Origin of the sequence: Leptolyngbya sp. PL-A3 (assembly GCF_039962325.1) — a bacterium.
Classification (GTDB): Bacteria; Cyanobacteriota; Cyanobacteriia; order Elainellales; family Elainellaceae; genus Vacuolonema.
Window position 1 is genome coordinate 187228 of sequence record NZ_JAMPLB010000006.1, and the last position, 20046, is coordinate 207273.

14 protein-coding genes are annotated in these 20046 nt (G+C 48.3%); 3 read left to right on the forward strand and 11 right to left on the reverse strand.

The genetic code is table 11. The annotated features are described in order from the left end of the window. Positions 1-3 precede the first annotated feature (3 nt). The 4 genes from NDI52_RS07460 to NDI52_RS07475 all read right to left on the reverse strand — a co-directional run bounded on the left by NDI52_RS07460 (position 4) and on the right by NDI52_RS07475 (position 4688). Positions 4-1644 carry a type IV secretion system DNA-binding domain-containing protein gene (locus tag NDI52_RS07460; RefSeq protein WP_348256361.1) on the reverse strand — a complete coding sequence of 547 codons (1641 nt, stop codon included), beginning with the start codon at positions 1642-1644 and terminating at the stop codon, positions 4-6. Beyond that, positions 1634-2137, reverse strand: coding sequence for a hypothetical protein (locus tag NDI52_RS07465; RefSeq protein ID WP_348256362.1), 504 nt, complete (start codon positions 2135-2137; stop codon positions 1634-1636). The genes NDI52_RS07460 and NDI52_RS07465 overlap by 11 nt, the downstream gene beginning before the upstream one ends. A gap of 173 nt (positions 2138-2310) precedes the next feature. Continuing rightward, positions 2311-4443 (reverse strand): MobF family relaxase, encoded by a 2133-nt coding sequence (gene mobF, locus NDI52_RS07470; protein WP_348256363.1) that lies wholly within the window; start codon positions 4441-4443, stop codon positions 2311-2313. Continuing rightward, positions 4440-4688 (reverse strand): hypothetical protein, encoded by a 249-nt coding sequence (locus NDI52_RS07475; RefSeq protein ID WP_348256364.1) that lies wholly within the window; start codon positions 4686-4688, stop codon positions 4440-4442. The genes mobF and NDI52_RS07475 overlap by 4 nt, the downstream gene beginning before the upstream one ends. A gap of 493 nt (positions 4689-5181) precedes the next feature. Here NDI52_RS07475 and NDI52_RS07480 point away from each other — a divergent pair, with 493 nt between their 5' ends. Then, the gene (locus NDI52_RS07480) at positions 5182-6744 is read left to right on the forward strand and encodes an NB-ARC domain-containing protein (RefSeq protein ID WP_348256365.1); all 1563 of its coding nucleotides are present in this window, start codon (positions 5182-5184) and stop codon (positions 6742-6744) included. Beyond that, entirely contained in the window at positions 6741-8279 is a 1539-nt protein-coding gene (locus NDI52_RS07485) for a tetratricopeptide repeat protein (RefSeq protein ID WP_348256366.1), read from the forward strand. Before NDI52_RS07480 ends, NDI52_RS07485 begins: the two co-directional genes overlap by 4 nt. 491 nt (positions 8280-8770) lie before the next feature. On the opposite strand, the gene NDI52_RS07490 is transcribed toward NDI52_RS07485, so the two are convergent. From NDI52_RS07490 to NDI52_RS07505, 4 genes are all read right to left on the reverse strand, one after another. Beyond that, on the reverse strand, positions 8771-9214 hold the full coding sequence (locus NDI52_RS07490; RefSeq protein ID WP_348256367.1) for a DUF6876 family protein: 444 nt from the start codon (positions 9212-9214) through the stop codon (positions 8771-8773). 310 nt (positions 9215-9524) lie between these two features. Beyond that, entirely contained in the window at positions 9525-10037 is a 513-nt protein-coding gene (locus NDI52_RS07495) for a JAB domain-containing protein (RefSeq protein WP_348256368.1), read from the reverse strand. Between the two features lie 590 nt (positions 10038-10627). Further along, a complete protein-coding gene (locus NDI52_RS07500) occupies positions 10628-12433 on the reverse strand; it encodes a DUF4209 domain-containing protein (RefSeq protein WP_348256369.1) in 1806 nt (601 codons plus the stop codon). 746 nt (positions 12434-13179) lie between these two features. Beyond that, on the reverse strand, positions 13180-13536 hold the full coding sequence (locus tag NDI52_RS07505; protein ID WP_348256370.1) for a hypothetical protein: 357 nt from the start codon (positions 13534-13536) through the stop codon (positions 13180-13182). A gap of 480 nt (positions 13537-14016) precedes the next feature. Between NDI52_RS07505 and NDI52_RS07510 the strand changes: the two genes are divergently transcribed. Continuing rightward, on the forward strand, positions 14017-14634 hold the full coding sequence (locus NDI52_RS07510; protein ID WP_348256371.1) for a hypothetical protein: 618 nt from the start codon (positions 14017-14019) through the stop codon (positions 14632-14634). Positions 14635-14713: 79 nt separating this feature from the next. Here the strand turns inward: NDI52_RS07510 and NDI52_RS07515 are convergent, their stop codons facing one another. The 3 genes from NDI52_RS07515 to NDI52_RS07525 all read right to left on the reverse strand — a co-directional run bounded on the left by NDI52_RS07515 (position 14714) and on the right by NDI52_RS07525 (position 19842). After that, entirely contained in the window at positions 14714-18127 is a 3414-nt protein-coding gene (locus tag NDI52_RS07515) for a PAS domain S-box protein (protein WP_348256372.1), read from the reverse strand. Positions 18128-18888: 761 nt separating this feature from the next. Next, positions 18889-19275 carry a response regulator gene (locus NDI52_RS07520; RefSeq protein WP_348256373.1) on the reverse strand — a complete coding sequence of 129 codons (387 nt, stop codon included), beginning with the start codon at positions 19273-19275 and terminating at the stop codon, positions 18889-18891. A 321-nt stretch (positions 19276-19596) separates the two neighbouring features. Next, positions 19597-19842 (reverse strand): hypothetical protein, encoded by a 246-nt coding sequence (locus tag NDI52_RS07525; protein WP_348256374.1) that lies wholly within the window; start codon positions 19840-19842, stop codon positions 19597-19599. Positions 19843-20046 lie beyond the last annotated feature (204 nt).

Genomic DNA, 20046 nt, shown 5'->3' on the forward strand with positions numbered 1-20046 from the left:
TCCCTAAGGATTGTCGGATGAAGAGGAATGGACACTGTTACGAAGTCGGGCATATTCGTTCTTAATAATCTGCTGCAACACGTCTTCAGTAATCTGGCAGAGCCCCTTGCGCACTTCTTCTTCGAAGACCGAAAGAAACGGGCTGACAAGAGGAGCAGTTTTCTGTGGAGTACTTGAAGTTGAGCCTGACACCATCTGTTGCCTACGTGCAGGTGAAAAGGGTTCGGGAAGTTCCCATTCTGGAGGAATAGGATGTAAAACGAGTGGTGTTGTGGGTGATGGTGGAAGACGCCGTAAAATGTCTTCCCAGGGAATGCGCTTGTCAATTTCTAACCCCCACAGAGGACTTTTGATATAGCAGCGGTAGCCGTTTTCAAAGGAGGGTGGCGGCAGAGTCAAAAATGCCGAATCCATCACCACATCTTGTACGGACCGTTCCTCTCGCACCGATGGCTGAGGTCCCCTTTCCCCAAAGCTCGTCGTGCAGGTAATTTCCCGAAGCCATCGGCGGCCAAATTGCCGTGCACACCAAGAAGCAGTGGTAGGAGAATCAGTGCCAAGCATGGTAAGGATAGGAAAGTTAGCTAGAATACTCTCCGCTAAATCCCCATACGACTCCTGAGAGCGCAGCGACTCAATAGTCTGAAACAGTACAGCTATGGCCACTCCACGGCTTCTCGACATTTCAGAAAGGCGATCCATGCGAGGAAACTTTCCAAAGAAATGCCAATCCTCCAGCCAAATCACGGTATCTTTGGTCTGCGTCGATGGACGAGCAATAAGAAGGTCAAAGAGGCGCGTAATGAACGCCGTGAGAAATGGTCGTTCTAGCTCAATCTTCTCAGAATTAAGCTTAATTACAAAAATTCCTTCCTCACGTAGAAATTCTGTAAGACTCACCCCGGGAGAACGCTGGGATTTGGCAGCAACTAGCAGGTAGGGATACATCTGAGTTACTACCTCAGCCATCACTTTGTAGAGTGTTTCAGGATCATCATCTCGAAGAAAAGTGTTCAGTATATCTGAACCCCGAGGAAAGGCTTTCATCACCTGATACACGGTATCGAGATCAGAGAAGGCAAGATTAACCAGATCGTCAAATCGCCAGTTCGTTCCATGCCGGTGAAACAACGACATGAGTATGGCAGTGACAATAGCTCGTGCTCCATTACGAAAAAAAGCATTGTTGCCTTGAAAACTGGGATAAAGGAGATAGGCAAACTGCGCAAGCAATTGGTAAGAGTTAAAATCACAGGAGATTGACCAAGAAAATCCCTCTTCATAAGTGAACGAGATGAGTTTGTAATCCCGCTTCATCCCGTTTAACCAATTAAGCGTTTCACCGTTGGTATCGACAAGAAACAGACGCCTTCCGCTTCCTGGAGTGATCGCTTTCACAATGGAATGAAAAGTTGGTCCAGCACCTGTTGTTTTACCGCGTCCAGAAGCTCCAATAAACGCCATATGGGCCAACTGGTCAAAATCAAAAGTGTGTCCCAACAGTACAATCTTGTCTTTCTTACTTTGGTTCGATAGCTTTTGAATTTCAGCGATAAATTTGGGAACGCTACGTTTACTGTGAAGAACTTGATCGAGTAGTCTTCGAGTTAATTGTCCAGATGTAAGGTGTTGTTCACCAGTCATATGTTTCCGGCTCCTGACGGGTAGAATTGTGGTTCCCCTCTGAAAAGGGAATTGAGCTGTATCCTTTACGCTGCTCTTGATCCACTACATTAAGCAGCTCACGATTGGCTTGCAGAAAGTCGATAGTAAACCCTGCAAATTGCACCCCTTCTTCCAACTCTCGAGGACGAAAAAATTCAACAACAGTAGTGACAACTAACTCGACTGCAAATCCTGAAAAATAGAAAAATATAAAGCCTAGAGCGATTTGCCCCGTAGGATTTTTAGTCATAAAGCGCGGTAGAACAAAAGCCATGAAGAATATAGCTCCCAAACCTGTAGTCTCTAATGTGCTGCCATACACATTTGCCCAAACAAAATCTTGAGCGCGATTTCCTGGGATTTTCAGCACGTCGCGAAATCGAAAGTAGATAATTTCATACTGCCAACGCAGTAAAGAAATGTAATTGTATTGGGTGTAGCTAGTCCATCCCGCAGCACCAAACCAAAACATGGTGATCCATCGCGCAATGCGATACCACCAGTAAAGAGTAATGCCACCTAAAACTGGCCCTGAAAAATAGCGATCGAGAAGAGGAGCAAAGAGTGGCCCAACCAGATACCCAGAGCAGCTATATACAATGATAAAAAGGGGGAAAAGTACGCGACGGAGCATAAAATTTCTTCCTAATATTTATGCATATTGCGATGGGTAAGAATGTGTTGGTTACGTTCGAGCAGTTTAATTTGCTGCGTTCGCGTAATGCGGCCAGTAGCCGCGCAGAAGTTAATCATGGCACGGCTTTTAGGCGTAAAAAACGTCGGTGTACCTAATTGATTCTTTTGCCAAAGGTAAAGGCGCTCACTGAGTTTAATTTGACCTGTGAAGTACTGAAACTCAATCGCAGCTTTAGAGCGAAGCGCCTCGTTGCCGTTGATACTACGCTTATAAGATTCATAAGAGATTTGACCTATGGTGTGTAACCATGTTGCTTTTTGCTCCAAGCGTTCAAGACGCTTCTCCTGAGCGAGACGTTCAGCACGAATCACTCTCTGAGCAGCAGCATTGTGCCCGTTCTGTTCGAGCAGTTTAATTTGCTGCGTTCGCGTAATACGGCCAGTAGCTGCGCAGAAGTTAATCATGGCGCGGCTTTTAGGTATAAGATATGTGGGCGTACCCAATTGGTTCTTGTGCCAAAGATCAATGCGCTCACTGAGTTTAATTTGGCCTGTGAAGTACTGCAATTCAATCGCAGCTTTAGAGAGGAGATCCTCTTTACCGTGGGTACTACGCTTGTAAGTTTGACGAGAAATTTGACCGGTGAAATACAGCCATGTCGCTTTTCGCTGCCAACGTTCAAGGCGCTCCTGAGCAAAACGTCCAGCACGAGTAAGCTCATCGCCTGCATCATTGTCCTCTCCAGGGTAGCTAACTGAACGCAGCCATTCTGGGGTAACTGATGCCTTCACTTTTTGGGCAAGTGCATGTACCCGTCCCTCTGGCGTGGCATTCTTTAGAGGACTTGGAAACAGACTCGGCTTTGGAAAGACTGGCTCAGAAGGGAGCGGTAGTTCGTCATCTTTTAGAGATCCCCGCGATAGTGATGCCTTCAGTTGTTGGGCGAGCGTGTGGAGCCATCCTTCTTGCGTCGCGTGCTTTAGAGGGGTTGAGGACAGACGCGACTTTGGGCGAATTGGCTGCAAAAAGGGCAATACATCTTCCTTTTTTAGGGCTGCCTGAGATGAGATAAACGCGTTCTTGTGCTGCGGCTCAGTATGAGTATGCTGATCTGTTGGTGATAGCAAGTGTGCAGTGACTTGCTGGCGAGCGAGATACTGCTCACGGGCAGTAGCCTCAAAGCGGACAGCATCAAAACCATGCGCCAAACCAATCGTACGCCACTGTGCAAAAAGTTGGTCCTGAGACTGGATCGTTTCCTTCTTTTTCCTGGTTTGTAAGACAACTGTTTGCACTTGTTTTGCCGTTGGGTGCTCCAGTTTTTGCAATTTCTCCTCAATCTGAGTGCGCCGACTACTAAAAGCTTTAGTGAGGCTGTCTGGAATACCATTGATGACAAAGCTTGTGCCATTTTTAATCGGAATTGCTCGAAATTCGAGATATGGAAATTCCTTGGATAATTCCTGCTGAAGCGAGTCCCGAAATCGTTGCCCCAAAGCAAACACAACCTCTCTTTTGAGCAAGGCTCGCGTATCCAATGCACCTCCCTTGCCATCATCGCGAATCACTGTCGAAAACATTTGGACATGCACATGAAGCTGGGGATCTAGATTGCGACTGGTGAAGTGAGTGAAGCAGGCAAAAATTGGTTTAGCTGCTTCTCGGTTACTGCCTCCTGCCCCGGTACGAGTGAAGCAATAACTAGCCTCGATCTCTTTCAGGGTAGTATCGACACTTCGATGGAAGGGTTGAAGAATGCGTTCTCGGGTCGCTGGGCTAGTGGTACCGAAAAAGTCAGACACCTTCTCCGGTGCTGAAAAACAACACTCCATGGCGACAACAGGTTTATACTGCTTGATCTCCCCTGTACCTTCATCCCTATAAGTACGTATCGTCGTCATCCCATGACGCAAGGCTTCTCCCGTGTGGGGCGACTCTCCTCGATAGAGCTGTTTGACGCGAATGTCATTCTCATAAATGGGTTGACCGGCAAGACCAAGCTCCTGAGCGCCTGATCCTGCAAAGTATCCCAAAGCGACTCCATGTTCGGCATCGTGAATCACGCTGCCGGTCATGTATTTCAGGAGATAGCGTTCATATCCACTCCCTCCTCCATGAACCAGCACAACTGAACATGTCATGAAGACGGTTCCTCCTGGCTAAATACTTGCACTACAAGGCTTTGAGCTTCTTCTGGAGTAAGACCACCGAGCGCAATTAGGAGCAGTTGTGTCACGACCCGCTGTTCAGCCCGGAGCTGAGCGATCGCTTCGCTCAATGTTTCAATTTCTGAGTGGAGATACAGCACTTCGCAAATGACCTCTCCAATCATTTTGGGTAGCTCATCCGCAGACGCTTGAGGAGGTGAAGAGGATGCCTTGTTCATGGCATTACTCGCATAAAGGACAGGACTGAAGTGGTGTTCCCTCCCCTGATTTGTCAGGGGAGTACACCGTGCAGTTGGAGGAGAATGAGATTTGTTGTGAGAGGAAGGAACAGGGCGATCGCATCACAATCGGCGTTAGCACTGGGTTAACCAGAGGTGTCTATCCAGCCCTGGGGACATACCACCCTACAGCCCAATCACCTTAAGTTGGACACTAAGGAGCAAGAGAAAAGTATTTATCTCCTGGGTACCCAGCACCAACTATTGGGCATTTTCCACGGTCAGGAACGCAGGGGTCAAAATCCCAGAATTAACCTCCAAAGGGCTGGACAGCTTAGGTCTGGATAGTTTCGGGAGAGGTAGGTATTTCGGAATCCCGAAACTTTATGAGCCTATTTCCAAGTTCAAGCGATCGCCGCTATAACAAAAGCAGGGTCACTACCACGCCGGATAGGAAAAGCATCACCGGGAAGTTCCTTCCCCTGAAATTGGCATGGCAAACACAGACTTTGGCCCTAAGAAACAAGAACTCGCTAAGCGCCTCCTTGGCGCACTGATTGACTACGCAAATGAAGAGCACCCTAAAGAACGTCCTGCAATTCCCTCGCTAAAGTGCGGGTGGAAAGAATCAAAGCAGGTCAGCAATGGACGCGAGGAGTTAGTCGTTTCAGCCGAAACGCTGCATCCGCTCAAAATGCTCATCAGATACTATGAACGGGCGCATCACTTGGCTCCTCTTACCGACGCCATGTTAACCAAAGAATTAGGCGCTGTGCTACATCGCCTAGCTGATCGGGCTCAACTTTTAGAATTAAGGACTCACTCCGAAAGAACTGGCCCGAAAAAAGAGGGCTGGGCTTTTACGCTCCGCCTTGTATCTCAGGACCATGACCGCTGTCTGTATGACTTCTCTACCTGGTGTGAACAATGGAATCAGGGCATAACGTCTCGGCGTCCAAAGGGATCCAAACCAACATCCACCTCTACCGTCAGTAAACCAACCTCATGCAGCACAATTGCCCACAATCTTCCAGTCAGCGGCACTCCGGGCTTTACTGGGCGTGAGGCAGATTTGCAAGAACTCCAGCGCTTACTTCAATCCAACAGCTCTATGTTGCTCGCTGTTGTAGGAATGCCTGGAATTGGGAAAACCGAGTTGGTCTTACAGTATGCCAATAGACACTTAGCAGACTATCCAGGAGGCATCTGCTGGATTTACGCCCGCGAATTTGAAGTTGAACCCCAAATTGTTGGGTTTGCTCAAGCGAGCTTAGGGCTTAGCTTTCCAGAAGGCATGGAGTTAAGGGATCAAGTCGCGTTTTGTTTACAGCATTGGCGAGAAGGCCAAGTTCTCCTAGTGTTTGACGATTTACTGGGCTATGAGCAAATTCGTGAGTTACTACGTTTTAACCGTGATCGCTTTCACATTGTGATAACAACTCGCATCATGCTCAGTTCGCCCGTCACAGTGCTAAGCCTACCTGTGTTTTCTCCTGAGTCTTCCATTCAGTTTTTAGAAACAAACGATCTTATTGGAACGGCACGAATTGCCAATGAACGGGCGATCGCAAATAGGCTCTGTGAATGGTTAGGCTATTTGCCTCTCGGGCTAGAGTTGGTGGGTCGGTATCTCAACCAAGAACCGGATGTCTCCCTTACGGAGATGCTATTTCGTCTTGAAACGACACCGATTAACAACGAAATACTCAACGGTGATCCAGGAAGTGATGAGACGTGGTCACTCACGGCTCGCCGTGGGGTGGCTGCTGCCTTTGAGCTCAGTTGGGCAAAATTGCAGGACAACACGCAGCGACTGGCTTGTGTACTGGGATTATTTGAGCTGGCTCCCATTACCTGGGATTGGGTGGAATCAGTAGAAAAGTATTACTGTCAGCTATCAGAGGGTGAACTCACCTATGAGCCCAACCGGCTCCGCACCGGACGGCGGGAGCTAATGCGCTACCACTTACTAAAACGCACAGGAAACCAGACTTATCTTCTGCATTCCCTGGTACGCAAATTTTTTCAACTTAAGCTGGAGGAGAATGAGGCATGACTTCGATACTGCTTCGGAGACCAGAAAAGGTTCAGGTCGAGCGACTCAAGCAAGCGTTTGCAAAAACGATGGCTGATGTTGCACGGACCTTCCCAGAAACTTCAACCCAACAAGAATTAAGGAAATGGAGCTTGGCGCTTCCCCACATGCTCGTGGTCGCGACAGCGTTGCAGGATTGGCTAACAAACGATGACATTCTTTGGCCCAGCACCAGCATCGGAATGTATTACTTCAAGCAAGCTGCTTACCAAGTAGCGCAATCCTGGCTTGAAGAATCGCTGAATGCAACACAACAACGAGTAGGGACTGTTGATGCAAATGTGGTAGTTGCTCTCAATAATGTAGCTTCTGTTTATCGCGCGTTAGGGGACTTGGCCAGAGCAAAGCCTCTATTTGTGCAAGCGTTAGACATTATCAAGAAGCTTCGAGGCAATCGCCATAAAGATGTTTCTACGGCACTGAATAACTTGGCTTCCTTATGCAAGGCAGAAGGAAACTACAAAGAGGCTGAGTTATTTTTCTTACAATCTTTGGATCTAAGGATTGAGTTGTGTGGTGCAATTTCTCCTGATGTAGCAAGCAGCATTAGTAATTTGGCCGATTTGTATCAAATCCAGGGAAAGATACACGAGGCTGAAGTACTCAACCTGCAAGCCTTAACCTTGATGACTCAAGTGTTACAAGAATTGCATCCAAGCGTAGCGATTACCATGAGTAATTTGGCTGGTGTGTACACTGAGCAATTACGTTACCGAGAGGCAGAAACTCTTTTACGAAAGGCGCTCAAAGTGTTCAGACGCTCCTACGGCAATTATCACCTATCAGTCGCTACTAATCTCAATCAATTGGCAAACCTGTACTACCTTCAACAAGAACCCAAGCAAACCGAAGCACTTTTGACGGAGTCCCTTGGAATCATGTGGTACTGCCTAGGTGATCGACATCCAGAGGTCGCCATGAGTTTGGGCAATCTCGCTGCCCTCTATGAAGAACAAGGCCGATACCGTGAAGCAGAGGCGCTGTATCAGCAGGCACTTGATGTTCGAATCAAGGTATTTGGTGAGGTTCATTTAGAAGTTGCCATCACCCTAGATGTGCTGGCTAATTTGTATCGTTTAGAGAACCGCTACCCAGAAGCAATCACCCTTTCGACCCAAGCGCTCAACATTCGAAAAAGCGTGCTCGGCACCGAGCATAATGCCGTGTTGAACCATCTCAATCGGCTTGCCACTTTGTATGTAGAAACTAAAAGGTATGCAGAGGCTGAAGCCGTATGTCGTGAAGCGCTCGCTCTTCGGCAGCGGCTTCAAGGGACAGCAACTCGTAGTTGGTCGGCTAACCTCAGTAATTTAGGGTGGCTGTGCTCGATCCAAGGGCGTTTAGATGAAGCGCGGACTTTTTATGAGGAAGCTTTAGAGTCATCGCGACAAGTACTAGGCGACAATGACCCTGATACATTGCTGACAGCAAAGGGGCTGGCATCTGTGAGAGAGCAGCAAGAGAAAACGGGAACAGCTGATACAACAAACCAGTAGGCACTTTAGTGCCTTGGTGTGTAGCAATTTAACTGGATACTTTCTTATAAACTACCCAATAAAAGACTCAATTTATTGAGTGGGTACCCAACTGGGTACCCACTCAACCTAAAGGGCTCGGATCTGTCTGCGAATTTAATTATTTGTGCGCGTCGCGCACAAATAATTAAATTCGCAGACAGATCCGAGTAGTTGGGTGAGAGAGCTAGAGTCTTTGTAAAAAGACTCCTACGTCTAGCAGAGCGAGATGAGAACTGCCTCGTATATGAATCGCTAGGAAAACACCAACCTATAATCAACACCAAAAGCAAAGCCTTGTAACAAAGGCACGACTACCTGAGCAATGCGGACATACTTGAAAAGCTTTGTAGCTGTGGATGTGTATATAGGCAAGAAGAGCATGGCCCTTAACGTGGTCTCCTTTCCCCTTTTCCTCCCCCCACCCCCAAGGGGAAGGAGAACGTATCCCCTTCCCCCTGGTTCATAAGAGATTAGTACTCACTCGGCAGATGTAAGACCCCGTTCTTACGCGGATCACGATTTGGGTGCCTAGCCGCGGCCCAATATGCCTCCATGTGTTGCAGATAGAATCGAACTCCTGACAGTAAAACGTTAGGCCACGCAATCTCCTGACGCACAACGACATCACCTTGATCACGTTCGCATATCATTTCGACAGAGTGGTTATCATTCACTATCAGTGTCCAGAATTGAATTTTCTGGAGCGCCTTATCATCTTTCACTACCGTCTCAAACTGCCATGAGCCAATCAGGGTAAGCAACCAGTCAGCATTCCCATGCATCATGGCGTAGAGTACCCCATCGGTATAAACAAACGGATGAAAAGTCTTTCCAGTAGACCAGTAATATCCATTTCCCTGAAAGTGCTGTAGGTCTCTTTCCGTGAGGATTGTCTTTTTATCATGAGTTGTCATACTTCCTTTCTGTGTTGGAGAGACCGTCCAGATTAAGCGCAACGGATGGGCGGTCTCTTGTTTTTTCTTGTGCTCTGTCCCCCAGAAATTTCTGGGGGAAGAGCGCCTCGCGCTCTTCCTTAACAAGTGAAAACTTCCAAGCGGGGTGAATGAGTCAAGGGGAGGCTTCGCCGTGAATTTTGGGGGGCACCCACCGGTTCCTACGGTGGGGGGAGCCAAAATTCTCGGTGGAGTCCCTTGACGCAGAGGGGCAAGGCCCCTTCCCGCCTATACTCCACGGTGCCTTGTCCCCCTGAACTTTACTCCCCTACTAGAGCCACCCTTGTTCAAGGGCTGATTGATAGCCGTGATCACTCACAATCACGTGGTCTAGCAGCGGAATCCCCATCAGTTCCCCGGCTTCTTTAATCCGTCGTGTCACTACGCGATCCTGTTTGCTTTCAGTAAGGACCCCTGAAGGGTGGTTGTGGGCGATGATGATGCTGACCGCTCCAGCCAGAAATGCGATTTGAAAAATTTCACGCGGGTGAACTGTGGAGCTATTGGCGGTGCCCATGAATACCTGTGAACAGTTCACTACGGCATGACTACCATCGAGGCAGAACAGGCACAGATGTTCCTGCACATTGTTTGGGACAAGTTTCCAAAACAGCGCGGCGACATCCGCGGCGGTTCTAATTGGCTCCTTTACTTTCGTGAGCGTCCTATATTTCACCACTGTTTCTCTCACCCGAAATAACGCGACTGGTTCCTTTGGTGCCGCGTGCTGAGTACTGTCCTGAAGCGGAAGTTGAACGATTTTATTTTCTGCGGTATTGCTCATACTATTCCTTTGTAGGAAGGGCCGTCCCTTATCGTTGTGAGCGGGAGGGGCGGCTTTTTTGTTGTCTGCGATCGCCTCCGAACAAATCCGAAAAGCAATCAAATTGGCCACACCCCAGTTAAAAAAATGGAATGTGGAGCGCTCGCTTTTCTGGCGAGCGCTCCCATCGGGAGCGTTTGCGGGGGAAGCGGTGTCAAGGGGAGGCTCCGCCGTGAATTTTGGGGGGTACCCGCTGCGCAGCAGTGGGGGGAGCCAAAATTCTCGGGGGAGTCCCTTGACACCGATGGGGGCGCGGCCCCCTGAAGGAAAGAAAAAATGAACGTTTGGGGTGAAATACGTTCCTAAGTACTGTTCACGTCAGACAACAGTGGAGTTATATCGCACCGCTGCGATCACCATAAGCATGGGTAAGTTAGACGCGACTTAGTCTAACACCTACCATGTTTGAAAGTGGTTCGTGATGGAGTATCCGAAAATGGAGCCGTCTACGATCAACAGAAGAGGAAGCAAAGCGAGTGCTATTTTGAATGAGCTAACGCTTCTCCCCTAGATTCAGCATCGGTAGCTTTCAGCCGATCACTGACATGATGTTAGGTTGTACCGGGATTTGCGTTGGACTCTTCAACATGTTGCGGCTGTCTTAGAATGGGTAAGCAACAAAGCCTTAATGTAAGCCACCATATATACGACATTAGTGGACTCATAAAATCGCCATCACTCATTAGACCATGAGCCATACGATTTCTTAAGTTGCTCCCAGCATGTTCAACTAGTAAGCATTTCAAATCAAATAAAGTATCTTCGTCAAAAATAGAGGTTATCTCCGGACGATAAAGAGTAGAGTTCAGATTATGTTCATTTTGAATACCACTATCGTCTAGTCCCGAAGTAATTATGCCTCTTCGCCACATGATGTAACGGACAGAGTTTTCAATTTGAGGAATTAGGATATGAGTAGATGTGAGAAAATCTCCAGTGAATCCAGCATAGAGTCCTTTTGCAAAAAGGTATTCACGTCCAGGTGGAATAAAAGGGCTAGGTGAAATAAGTGAGAGAATATCGTAGAGACCTACCGCATGCTCTACGTTGATCTGATATCTAGCAGGTTCAACGTATGCTTGAGCCTGTAAACTCTGATAATAAACAGCGTTTTGGTACATCGAGAAACGGGTTGCAGCTTCCGCTTCCTCGGGATCACTAGAAAGGATAGAACCTGGTTGGCGAGCAACTACTTTGCCCATTTCATTCATCATGACAACAGGAAAAAGATGGGATGCAATAAACTCTTGCCCCTGCTGCTGCACTTGCTGCTTCAAGTGAGAGACATTAGTTGATCCTCCCAAGAGAGCTAAAGCAAAGACCGCTTCTTGAAAATCTTTACCTCTGACATGGTCTCTTGCGACTTCTACCAAATCACCAATGTTCACGTCATGAGAACTTGTGATCATCTCATGACGAGTTTGCTCTTGGTACTCAAGGAGGAGCCTATGAAGGTCTTCAGCTCTTGCTTTAGCATCTACAGTTTCTTCTCTTGTGCCTCGAATATTCCTAAAAGCTTCAACAGCCTGTTGTAAATAGCGTGATGCGGCTAGGTAGCTTGGTGGGGTTCTTTGAAGAGCAGAGCCAGATTCCTTTACAAAAGTCTCCGCAGAAGACATTGAAGCAGCGAACTCTTTACTATAGTCGTTCTCAATTCGATGCCATATAGCCTTAATATTCCAAAGAGTTCTTGCTCTGGACCAATCAGAGATTGCTTCTGCTAACGTTGCTGCCTTTTCAGCAAGAGTTGCATATTTAGCTGGATCGCCAACTCGATACTCTTGCAAAAGTCTCATTAGCCTTGCTGACAACCACAGAGGATCTTCCCCCTGATAGCGATCAAGAACTGTTTCTATATGTGCAAAAACAACTTCCCCTTGATAATTAATTTTTCGTGCTAATCGTAGTGCACGCTCTATTCTATCAAGACAGAAAGTCCAATGAGCGGGGTCTTCTAAAGTGGTTGCTGATTGTAGATAAGCAGAAACTGCTAATTGAGCCATTCGATAATTACGCCGTATGGACCAGAGAATATCTGCCACTCGTGCTTGGAGCTCAGGATCTGATATTTCAGACGCAATATCAGTGAGAAAGTCCAACTGATCATCCGTAAGATTCCTAAAAATATCGGCAAAGAACTCTTCTGTTGATTCTGGCTTAACTTCAGCACTAGTAACATATGCCAGAATTTCGAATACCTCTTGCTCCCTAAGATTTCCTGTCTCCTGCGATTCCTTTGATTTCTGCCAAAAAGCACGATGATAAGAAAGACAATCTTTCCGCTCGCTACCGTTAACTACATCCTGCCAACAGACATTAGTGAAGTCGTTTTTCGTGAGAGGTGGATTCAATGGCATGATAGTCAGGGTTTATTATTTCATCTTCTACTTTGCCAAATTTTCATCAGATTGGCTGGACTTTCAGTATTAAAAACCTTTGTGCTTATTGCTCTAGAACTTCTAGGGAGTGGGTGTATGCCACAGGTAATTCTAGTAAGGGCATCTTAAATAAACATTCACCAGGTCTACGCTGGCATAAATATATAAGAAATTTTATGACCGAGGAGCTTTAAGAGATGGAGAGCAATGAAGCAAGCCTACAATAGTCACACTTCCCAACTTCATCGCTTCCAACCACCGTCACAAAATAAACACTTGAAATTCCAACCATAATTCCCTTAATGCAGGCGTGACAACTGTGCTACTTCGCCAAACACGGCGGTGGGTACACGTCATAGAGAGAGTACCGGCAGCCCTCGGCCACTAACTCACCATTAGTGGTAAAAGAGGGCAGGTGAGCCACCTGCACTACTGCCGAGACGCTTCGAGCTGTATATGTTGAGAGGCATTTGTACAGCTCTCAGGGAGGCTCGATTGTGCAAATCCTGTGCAAGCAGAGTAATCCAATCGTTCTATCCCATCGTAAGAAGCATTTACGTAACGGAAGTTGGGCGACCGGGACATACCTCAAGAGAGGTCGCACATACGGAAGCGGGTGATGTGCTCATGCGCACTAATCCCCATAGGGGGGCATAGCCTACGTGTGGCAACACATATGGTGTGCAACCCTATCCAGCGCAGGGAGCTTGGCTTTTGTGAAAAAGTCAATCGGAGGAGACACCTTCGACGATCGCGCGAAATCGCGACGGTGAAGAGCTCAACTGTGAAAGGGGCGAAAGCCCTTGCTGGTCAGATGAACGAGAGACGATGCCGAACTGAGGAAAAGGCGCTGCATAGTAATTCGTGGTCACTTCTGCCTTCCGCACGAGGAAACCTGCAATGGGAGCGGCACAGCCGCCAGTGCAGTAGCCCTGAGGATAACAATCCCCTACCAACGTGACTCGTTCATCAACTTTATGTGCTAACCGGGGAAGGTCTGGCAGGCCGGGAGGTGGCTCCTCTCGGTGCCTGGGCTTGTCACCTAGGTGGTTAAAACTGACCAGACTGGGAGTGTGGAGCAAGTAGGATCTCGCAAGAAATGCGAGATGTGCAAAGGGCAAGGCAGTCCGTTGCACATTCATTGGTGCTGCACAAAAGTACCGTGGGGTGGTGCCCACGGTACACAGCACAATGAGCACGAAAGCTCTGAGGTGGTTGTACGCTCTCTATGAGTTCCCCTCTTTCGTGGGATTGGCGGTGGGTCTGAAACACAGCCTTCCGCCAATTCAACCAGTGCAGTTCTTGAACTGGAAAAACTCCATGATGGTTTATAGACACACATTCGCAACGACCTGATTTTCCGGGCTGTGTGACAGCTTAAGGAAGGTGGCACGCGCGATCAAACGTATCGCGACGCGATGCGTTTGTGTGGAGAGAAGGGACTTTGTGCAAGGTTACACAGAGTTTACTCACAAAGGTGCACCATCAAGGTTGACAAGAAAGGGGACTTTTGCGGACTGACCACAACGGCAGTCCGCTTCTTGATACCGCTGGAGGCCCACATGCCGTACTTGTATGAGGTGTCAACCTTAGGTCACTTCCTCCGTCGTATTGCCCTTGATTACATGCGCTATGGCTACACACGCTGGGCACTCCGCCATATTCCGACAGACAAAGATCCACAAGCGATCGATAGAAAGCTCGTTGACGTGTATGGCGTAACGCAATGTCGCACGAAGCGAATGCGACAAAAGCAAAAGGGATTAGCCGTCGTTCAATACGTGCGGTTTGATCACACGTTTGTGCTGCTTGCCACCAAAGGTAATCATCCTGCGTTTGAGCGAATTCAAAGCTACGACGCAACGCTCGTCCCGCTCTACATTGGAGCGTACTCGATTAAAGTCATTCACCAGGGCGTGTCAGTGCAGGTACGACGTGAGGTGTGGCAGTACGTCGAAGCACGGCTTCACAAGCGAGCGCTCTACCCACAGGCGATCGTAGAGCGAGCGGTGAACTCCCTCCCCTACTACCGATTTCCCGGCGTAGTTGCTCAGATGCGAGAGCTCGTCACTGCACTTAACCATCGTCGCCGTGTCGCAGGACTCTCAAGGGTCACGTTTGTACCGCCAGAGAGACCGTTCTGGGAACTGCACCCAAAGAACAAGCTGAGAAAAACTTAAGAAGAAAAAGTACTGTATGCCAATGAAGGAAACGGGCATTGAGAGCGAACTACGCTGCGACAGACCTCTCTGGAGATGTTTAACACTTGGTCTGACCGAGTACATTTGCGATCGCCCTTACCAACACCTCAGGTTCCACAGGTTTTGACACATGTTGTTGAAATCCAGCTTGCAATGCCTGTTGCTGGTTAAAATCTCCGGCGTAGGCTGTCAGGGCGATCGCCGGAACTTGGCCGCCCTGCGCTGGCGACAAGGCTCTCACCTGTTGCATAAGCATGTAGCCATCGGTGTCAGGCATCCCGATGTCACTGAGCAGCACATCTGGCTTCGATTGCATTAACGTGATCAATGCTTCATCGGCAGTCGCTGCTGTCATTACGAGTGCTCCAGCTTGCCCTAACACAAAGGCAACAAACTCCCGTGAATCAGGCTCATCGTCCACGATCAAAACTTGGATCCCATTCAACTCACAAGACGACTCTGATGATCGGCTGTGCTGATAAGCGCTTATGTGTGTGGGCATGAGTGGAAGTCTGACGGTAAAGGTTGCACCCATTCCCACCCCTAAACTTTCAACCCCGACTGTACCCCCGTGCAATTCGGCTAAGTGCCGCACGATTGCGAGTCCTAACCCCAGTCCACCAAATTGCCGCGTGGTTGCAGCGTTCGCTTGACGGAAGTGGTCAAATACATAGGGCAGAAAGCCGGGCTCAATTCCTTGCCCGGTATCACTCACGGAAATTTGAGCATGGGAGTCAAGACGTTCCAACTGAATAGTTACCCGACCTCCGTTAGGCGTGAACTTGACCGCATTTGAGAGGAGGTTCCAAATCACCTGTTGCAATCGAGTAGCATCACCCGAGACTAGGCATACATCTGGTGCAAGGCGTGCTTCTACGTGGATTGATTTGGCTTCTGCGGCGAGCCGTACTGTTTCCATCGCCGCCTGAATGATGGAAACAAGATTAACGACAGCCACATTCAGGCTGAGCTTACCGCGCAGAATTCGGGATACATCTAAAAGGTCTTCAATCAGTTCAGATTGCAGCTTAGCGTTGCGTTGAATTGTGATAAGCGCTTGAGTAGTTTTAGCTTCATCTAGTGTGTTACCCAAGAGCAGAGTGGACCAACCCAGAATCGGGTTAAGGGGCGATCGCAACTCATGGGAGAGCACTGCCAGAAACTCATCTTTGATTCGGTTGACACGATCGGCTTCCGCGCGTGCGGCTTGCTCACGGGCCAGGAGTTGTTCTCGTTCAGCTTGGGCACGCCTAAACTCTTCAATATCTGTGCTCGTGCCAAACCACCGCACAATTTGTCCCTGTTCATCACGAACCGCGATTGCGCGGGAGAGAAACCAACGATAGGTATTATCAGCCTGATGCTTTAAGCGAAATTCAGCTTGATAGGGCATCCCCGTGGCAAGTGCAGTACTCCACAATTCACTCGTTATCTTAAAGTCATCGGGATGGATGACTTGAGCCACATAGTGAATGTTTTGGGCCTGTTCCAGTGTCAGCCCGGTGTAAGTTGTCCATTGCTGGTTCACGTAGTGCGTGTTGCCTCCAGCATCGGTAATCCAAACCTGTTGCGGCATTGCGTCCGCTAGTTGGCGAAGTTGCGCTTCCCGTTGCAAAATGGTGGCTTCTGCGTGCTTGCGCTCGGTGATGTCGGCATTAACGCCAATAAATCGCAGCGGTGAACCGTCAGCAGCATACTCAAACTGTCCGTTAACTTCGATCCAGCGCGTGGTGCCGTCCTTGCGACAAATTCGGTAACTCGTTTGCAACAAAATGCCCGTCTGCATCGCTTCTGTCATTTTCACTGTGAGGGCTTCGACATCATCTGGATGCAAGTAGTGCTCAAAAAACTCTTGCGCAGAAACTGAACCATCGGCAGGCGTAAGTCCAAACAGTTCGTACTGCCGATCGTTTTCCCAGATGGTGACATCCTCGGGCACTTTCCACTCGAATATTCCTAACTGGGCGGCTTCGGTGGCGATGGATAGGCGTTGTTCACGCTCACGCAACGCTTCCTCTGCGCGCTTGCGATCGCTCAGATCAACGGTGACTGCCAATACGCTGCGTGGATGACCCTGCTCATCGTCGAGGCGGGTGAGATTGCTGTTTGCCCAGACGATCGTTCCATCCGGACGTAGATAACGTTTGTCAAACGAGATTGGCTCACCCGTTGCAACCAGTTGTCTAAACGCCTCCAGGCTCCTAGGTACATCATCTGGATGAGTGACATCCGGCACACCTGCGACCAACAGATCCTGGCGCGATCGCCCCAACATCTTACAAAGCTCGTCGTTGACTCGATGGAAATGCCCCTCAAGTGAGATTTCGGAGAGCCCCACCGCTGCCTGTGAGAAGATTGCGGATAAGCGCTCCTCGCTCGTCCGCAGGCGCTCCTGATTTTGGTGACGTTCCTCTTCTACTTGTCTGCGTTCAGTGATGTCCCGCGAGATGCACAACAAACGTTCAACTTGCCCCGCTACCCCCCAAATTGGAGTCAGCTTGACGTCCCACCATTTTGGTTCGCCCGCTAGAGTAGGGCAGTAGCCCTGGAAGTTGCCCACGCCGCCTGCTCTTGCCATGTCAAGCGCATCTACCGCTGCTTGTCTGTCGTCAACGTTTTGCCAGAACTCAACCCAAGCAGTGTTCAGGAACGGGGCCATCTCCTGAATACCGATCAACGCCTGCCCCCTTTGGTTCATGTATAGGAGCCGCCCTGATAAATCCAAAACCTTGATACAGTCATCGCTGCTGTCTAGGATCTGCTGATTAAACGCCTCACTTTGGCGTAACGACGTTTCTGCTTGTTGCTGCTGCGTGTGGATTTCCTGCTCTCGTTGCAATGCGTGCTCAGCCGTTTGCCGCAGATGGATGCTCTGCAACGCAGTGGCAGTAAACCCTGCAAGACTGACCATTAGCCGTTGGTCTTCCTGATCGAAGTGTCGCCCGGCTGTGTGAGAAACAAGCCAGATGGTGCCCAGTGGTTGACTGTTCACGCTCAGCGGAAACAGCAATCCCTCGACAATGGGAAATTGGGGGTGATGCAAGTAGGTAAAATAGCGTTCAGGATACGCATAGAGCTGCGGGCAATTGCAACGGATTGTTGTACCACACGGACTAAAGCTGGCTGGTGTAGTCGTTTGCTCCAAAGATGCTAATGACCCCGCGATCGTTACCCAACGAAAGACAGCAGTACCACCGGGTAATGTCTCTAAAAGACTCACTCCAACCGTGTCGGCCTGACAGAGGTCCTTGGCAATCTCCACGAGCGTTCTGAGTAGAGACTGTGGCTCGTCCATCAGTCGTTGAGAGAGCGCCCGCAACGCTTGGTTTTCTGCCGCTAAATTGGGTTGTCTTGTGGAACGCTCTCTTAGCGCCGCAGTCATCAGGACATCAGCTTCGGTAACCGCCCCACTGCTGCTTTGAGGTGATCCATTCTCGGAAAGAACAGAGTTGTTCTGGAGGCGATCCCTCATACAGTCTTTGTCTTCACGATGAGAAGTGCTTAACTAAGAGATCCTGGCCCGAATCACCTCTCTGATGCAGCAAATGCTCAGTCTGCTTTGCTGCAATCAACAAGGGCTTAGTTCGTCCGTTCTCCCCGCGGTTGGCGCGTTGAAAAGAAACTCCTAACGTTGCAGCAACCTTAACCTGTAAAAATCCCAGGCGTTGCCTGGCTTCACGGACAAGACCTACAAGCTCTGAGTGGTCAATTACAAGCACAATGCACGAACAGTTAAATGCAGTCTCTTCAGCTATACCATCCGATAAAACACTTATTCTTCTATCGGTAGGCGTAGAAAGTTAATCTACATCACAGAAGTGTAGCCTTGCAAAAGGAGTTCTTTTAAGATGGTAAGTCCAAATCAGAGAATAAGCCGAGGAGCACAGTTTCTTGTTCCTATTTTTTAGACTTTTGGAGAAGGAAAACATCTCCCTGGGTTACGAGCATTAGCACTATATTTCTTTTGATAGAGGTCTTTGTTGTAATGCTACCGGATCCTGTACATAACAAACCTCTTAAGCCGCGAGCCGCAGTTTCACCTGCGGTTTTTTATCGAGTGGTAACCAAGCTTTGCTTCTCAATTGATGTTCCCGAGAGAAACTCAACTTTCGCTAGGTCCACTTTCATTCTTTTATAGAGGGAATACCCTACAATTAACGACGTTTTCCTTACGTTCGCCGGGTAACCCGAGGGGATTCTTTTCGTTCATTTACAGAATGATAAATAATAAGATTAAAAAATCTCTTTATTTACGAGAAGATTCTTAATACGTAGTAAGAGGTTTTCAAAGTCAATAGGTTTGTGAATAATTTCTTCTACATGTGCTTCTACACTTTGAATGGATTCTGACTCTCCATAAGCGGTCACGAGAAAGATTGGAATAGCAGAAACGTTTGGAGAATCTTGCATCTTCCAAACGACTTCATCCCCATTCATCCCAGGCATCATAAGATCCAACAGGATTAAATGAGGAGAGAAGAGTTCAGCCTTTTTAAGAGCTAATTGGCCATTATCAGCACATTCAACTTCATACCCTTCTGCTTGTAATACGGTTTGCAGTAAAAATGAATTGTCGAGTACATCATCAACAACCAAGATTCGATAGACAGAATCAGGCACAGGAAAACAACGCTGGTAAAACAAGCCAAAGAATTATTTCATGTAGAGAACCCCTGGTCTTCCCACCTATGGCATAGATTAAGTATTTATGAAGTGAGCTATAAATTTATTTTATACCTACTGTATTATCTATTTCTATTATCGAAATTGTAAGGTGTAACACGCGCAAACCTTACACAACCAAGAAAAAGGCAGCCTTAAAGAGGCTGCCTTTAAAGAAGATAGCCACGCGACTACGCGACCATCTGCTACATCGCTTAAGCATTTCAGTACTGAGTTTCTCCCTGAAGTTCTCTTTTTTCATAAACGTAGAGAGCAGCACTATGCACTATATGCGAATTCAAAACATGCGGCTTCACTAGGGAGCGTTAAGTCAGCTTGGGAAAGAAGAATCATTGTTTCATAGCCAATTCTTCCCATCTCCGGCTCTGGCCCCAATTCCATCTCGACTAAGTAGGACCAGGTTCCAGCTTCAGGTTGAAAGCCTCTAATTACGCCACTGCCACCGATAAAACTTACCTTCTGCCCCTTACGAAGACGAGGCGCTGCCATAACCTTCGTAGCCATAGTCTCCTCACTTGTGCATCGCAGGTGTGTGCTTACAAGTAAGTTGTACTTGTGAGCCGCTCCTTTTTGTCTCTGTCAAATGGAATTCCTGCACCTCGGGATCGTATTGCTGAAGTAGGAAATCATTTATTCTCTTTTGTCGTACAAGCCAGACTAAGCCTTGCACGAAGTACTACTCTTTTTCGCTTTCTTCTCCCTCATCTA

Coding starts and splice junctions, on each gene's coding strand:
- NDI52_RS07460 (WP_348256361.1), bottom strand. CDS start 1,644: ATGACTGGTGAACAACACCTTACATCTGGACAATTAACTCGAAGACTA.
- NDI52_RS07465 (WP_348256362.1), bottom strand. CDS start 2,137: ATGTTTTGGTTTGGTGCTGCGGGATGGACTAGCTACACCCAATACAAT.
- mobF (WP_348256363.1), bottom strand. CDS start 4,443: ATGACATGTTCAGTTGTGCTGGTTCATGGAGGAGGGAGTGGATATGAA.
- NDI52_RS07475 (WP_348256364.1), bottom strand. CDS start 4,688: ATGAACAAGGCATCCTCTTCACCTCCTCAAGCGTCTGCGGATGAGCTA.
- NDI52_RS07480 (WP_348256365.1), top strand. CDS start 5,182: ATGGCAAACACAGACTTTGGCCCTAAGAAACAAGAACTCGCTAAGCGC.
- NDI52_RS07485 (WP_348256366.1), top strand. CDS start 6,741: ATGACTTCGATACTGCTTCGGAGACCAGAAAAGGTTCAGGTCGAGCGA.
- NDI52_RS07490 (WP_348256367.1), bottom strand. CDS start 9,214: ATGACAACTCATGATAAAAAGACAATCCTCACGGAAAGAGACCTACAG.
- NDI52_RS07495 (WP_348256368.1), bottom strand. CDS start 10,037: ATGAGCAATACCGCAGAAAATAAAATCGTTCAACTTCCGCTTCAGGAC.
- NDI52_RS07500 (WP_348256369.1), bottom strand. CDS start 12,433: ATGCCATTGAATCCACCTCTCACGAAAAACGACTTCACTAATGTCTGT.
- NDI52_RS07510 (WP_348256371.1), top strand. CDS start 14,017: ATGCCGTACTTGTATGAGGTGTCAACCTTAGGTCACTTCCTCCGTCGT.
- NDI52_RS07515 (WP_348256372.1), bottom strand. CDS start 18,127: ATGAGGGATCGCCTCCAGAACAACTCTGTTCTTTCCGAGAATGGATCA.
- NDI52_RS07525 (WP_348256374.1), bottom strand. CDS start 19,842: ATGGCTACGAAGGTTATGGCAGCGCCTCGTCTTCGTAAGGGGCAGAAG.